At 75.2% G+C, this 3,286-nt stretch carries 5 protein-coding genes; 3 read left to right on the forward strand and 2 right to left on the reverse strand.

The window, feature by feature from the left end; genetic code table 11:
- Nucleotides 1–213, forward strand: a 213-nt coding sequence (locus tag ACTHMS_RS21030) for a CBS domain-containing protein (RefSeq protein WP_440308611.1), incomplete at its 5' end; no start/stop codon positions are given.
- A 4-nt stretch (nucleotides 214–217) separates the two neighbouring features.
- On the forward strand, nucleotides 218–1,144 hold the full coding sequence (locus ACTHMS_RS21035) for a class I fructose-bisphosphate aldolase (protein WP_440308612.1): 927 nt from the start codon (nucleotides 218–220) through the stop codon (nucleotides 1,142–1,144).
- Between the two features lie 12 nt (nucleotides 1,145–1,156).
- Here the strand turns inward: ACTHMS_RS21035 and ACTHMS_RS21040 are convergent, their stop codons facing one another.
- Together ACTHMS_RS21040 and ACTHMS_RS21045 are read right to left on the reverse strand one after the other, a co-directional pair.
- Nucleotides 1,157–1,588, reverse strand: coding sequence for an ATP-binding protein (locus ACTHMS_RS21040; protein ID WP_440308613.1), 432 nt, complete (start codon nucleotides 1,586–1,588; stop codon nucleotides 1,157–1,159).
- Nucleotides 1,585–2,136, reverse strand: coding sequence for an AMIN-like domain-containing (lipo)protein (locus ACTHMS_RS21045; RefSeq protein WP_440308614.1), 552 nt, complete (start codon nucleotides 2,134–2,136; stop codon nucleotides 1,585–1,587). The genes ACTHMS_RS21040 and ACTHMS_RS21045 overlap by 4 nt, the downstream gene beginning before the upstream one ends.
- A gap of 210 nt (nucleotides 2,137–2,346) precedes the next feature.
- Between ACTHMS_RS21045 and ACTHMS_RS21050 the strand changes: the two genes are divergently transcribed.
- Nucleotides 2,347–3,126 (forward strand): hypothetical protein, encoded by a 780-nt coding sequence (locus ACTHMS_RS21050; RefSeq protein WP_440308615.1) that lies wholly within the window; start codon nucleotides 2,347–2,349, stop codon nucleotides 3,124–3,126.
- Nucleotides 3,127–3,286: the final 160 nt, after the last annotated feature.

Genomic DNA, 3,286 nt, shown 5'->3' on the forward strand with positions numbered 1-3,286 from the left:
CGTCGTGCCGACGAGATCATGACCTCCCCGGCCGCGACGGTGACGCCGGAGATGTCCCTCGAGCACGCGGCGCGGCAGGCCCTGCGGGCCGGTGCGTCCACCCTGCCGGTCGTCGACGACGCCGGCCGCCTGCTCGGTGTCGTCAGCGGTTGGGACCTCCTGGCCGCGCTGCTCGACGAGCGCCGGGCCGGCGCCGGCTCGACGGCGAGGTGACGCCATGAGCACCGACCAGCAGGCGCGCCCGCGCCTCCGGCTCGACGCCATGGGGCTCGCCGTCGGCAAGCGGGCCCGCCTGCACCGCATCCTCTACGGCGCGGGGCATCGCAACGGCACGCTGCTGCTGCTGCCCTACGACCAGGGACTCGAGCACGGGCCGCGCGACTTCCACGCGAACCCGATGTCCGGCGACCCCGCGCACATCGCCCGGCTCGCCCGGCGCGGCGGGTTCAACGGGCTCGTGCTGCACGTGGGGCTGGCCGAGAAGTTCTTCTGGGACTTCGCCGGCGAGGTGCCGCTCATCCTCAAGCTCAACGGCAAGACCGAGATCCCGTCGGACGACCAGGCGCTCTCACCGTTGCAGGCAGGGGTCGAGGACGCCGTACGCCTCGGCGCGGACGCGGTCGGCTACACGCTCTACGTCGGCACCCCGGCCCAGGACCGTGACTTCGCGCAGCTGCGCCAGGTGCGCGCGGACGCCGTCCGCCTCGGGATGCCGCTCATCGTGTGGGCCTACCCGCGTGGCGCCGCGATCGAGGCGAAGGGCGGTCGCTCGAGCTTCTACGCGGTCGACTACGCGGCGCGGGTCGCCAGCGAGCTCGGCGCGGACGTGGTGAAGCTGAGCTTCCCGTCGACCACCGCGACCGTGGGTGCGCCCCTGCCGTACGACGAGGGCACCGAGCTGTCGGCAGCACTCGAGGCCGTCGTGCGATCGGCGAACCGGTCGATGGTGATCATGGCCGGCGGCTCGCACCTCGGCGACCGCGAGGTGGTCGACCGCGCCCGCAGCGCGGTGCGCGCGGGTGCCACCGGGCTCATCTTCGGACGCAACGTCTGGCAGCGACGCTGGGACGACGCGCTGTGGCTGGTCGAGGAACTGCACGCCGTGCTCGACGAGGCGGCCGACGAGACGAGCGACTGGCCCTGACGGCCGGTCGGGTCAGGCGACCGGATCGGCCGATCGCTCGACCCGCGCCCAGATCTGCCGTCCGCGCGGCAGTCGCCGGTAGCCCCATGCGGCCGACAGCCGAGCGACGTCGTCGATCAGCGCCGTCGCCACGGGATCCCCCTCGCACCGCAGGGGCGGGAACTCGACCGAGTGGTCCTCGACCTCGACGAGCACGGTGCCGAGCCCGTGCCGCAGCCGCAGCCGGACCGACGGGCCGGCCTGTCGCACGCTCATGGCGGCGAGGGCGCCGGCGACGTCCGCGACCGCGTGACGTCCCGGCAGGAAACGGTGGGTCACGAGCCGGGCGGTGCGGGCGATCGGCAACGGCGGGCGCAGCTCGACGTCGACGACCGTCTCGAGCTCGCGCGCTCCGAGGTCCGCGGCGGTGTCGAGGTCGACCACCGCCAGCAGCGGTGCGCTCATCGGGCGATCGGCAGGTCGACGACGAGACGGGTCGGGGCGCTCAGCGTGAAGACCCGGACGCAGGTGGGCCGACGCAGGCCGAGGGCCCACGAGGTCACGTGCTCGAAGTCGCCGAGCCGGCGGGCCTCGCGCAGTTCCGGGAAGCGCGCGACCTGGTCGAGCCGGCCGTGGAAGGTGCCCTGTCCGCTCGCGGGCGAGAGCACGAGCCGCAGCCCGGCCGTGCCGAGCAGCCGGACGACCCGGTCGCTCGGGTCGAGGTGGAAGGTGGTGTCGCGCTGCGGTTCCAGGCGGTACCCCGGCACGACCCGCCCCCGGAACTGCACGACGAACCGGTCGAAGCGCGCATGGTGGCCGACCCGGACGTCGGTGACGGCCGCGAAGCGGCCGGGCGAGCCCCCGGTCACGACGCCGCAGCGCAGCGAGGACGCGGCGCCCGCAGGCGCTGCGGCCAGGGGAGCCGCTGGAGCCGCCGTGGCGGGCGCCGTCACGGCACCGGCGGCGAGCAGTGCGACAGCGGTCGCGGCCCTGGCACGGGACGCACGGAACACAGGTCCTCCTCGGTCGGACTCGGTGCCACCACCGTCACCCGGGGCTCGGTCCGCGAGCAGGGTCGACCGTCCCGGGAAGGTCCGTGGCCGGGTCCCGGACGGGCGACGCGGACATGTCCGGCGGTCGGGACGCAGAGGTGCTCAACGACCCTGCTCACTGCCCGCGCCGTGGGTGATGGTCGAGGAGCCGTTCCGGATTCGGGGGAGCTCATGTCGCCACAGCAGACCGCGGTCACGGGTCCCCGGCCGCCGACCCGTGCGGGCGCGGCCGGCCGCCTCATCGTCCTCGCCGTCGGGCACCGGGTCGACGAGGTGGCGGCCACGTGGTTGCTCGACTGGCTCGGGGTCGACGACCGCGTGCACGTGGTGAACGTCGTCGATCCGGCACCGCTGCCGCCCGCGTGGACGGCGGGGTCCGACCACCGCGACCACGCCGGCGAGATCGTGCGGCAGACCCGCCGGCTGCTCGGTGACGAGACGCGGCGCGCCGTCCCCGGCTCGGTGCTCGCCGGTGATCCGGTGCGGGTGCTGCGACTGATCGCGACGGTCGCCGACGTGGTCGTGCTCGGCGCGGACGTCCGCGGCGGCACCCTGACGAGGCGCCTGGCCGCGACGGCCGACTGCACCGTGGTGGTCGTGCCCGCCAGGCGGATCTGGCGACATGACGCGACTGCGGCCGTGACGGCCGTGCTCACCCCCGGCGACGAGGTGCGCGTGCTGCAGGCGGCGATCGTCGAGGCCGGTCGCCTGGAGGTGCCGCTGCGCACCGTGCACCTGCACGGCAACGGCATCGGCCCGTCGTCGCCGGACCGGCCGGGCGCCGGGCGCCGGTGGGACGACCACCTCGAGCTGCTGCGCGCGGCCGTGGCGTCCCGCATGGTCGTGGCGTCGCGCCGGGCGCTGGGCACCGTCGAGGTGACCGACGCCTGGGACCTCTGCCCGGTGCTGCTGCTGCCCGTCTCGGAGCACGACCAGGAGGTGCCGTCATGACCACGCACGCCGCCGACCCCGCGGCCCCGCCGCGCAACCGCCTCGTCGTGCTCGCCGTCGACAGCCTCGACGAGGGGCACTCGGCCCAGTGGCTGGCGCGCTGGCTGTCGCCCGGTGACCGCGTGCACGTCGTCAACGTCTACCGTCCGCTGGCCGACGG

It is taken from the genome of Jatrophihabitans sp. (assembly GCF_051960575.1).
Lineage (GTDB): Bacteria > Actinomycetota > Actinomycetes > Mycobacteriales > Jatrophihabitantaceae > JBQCEE01.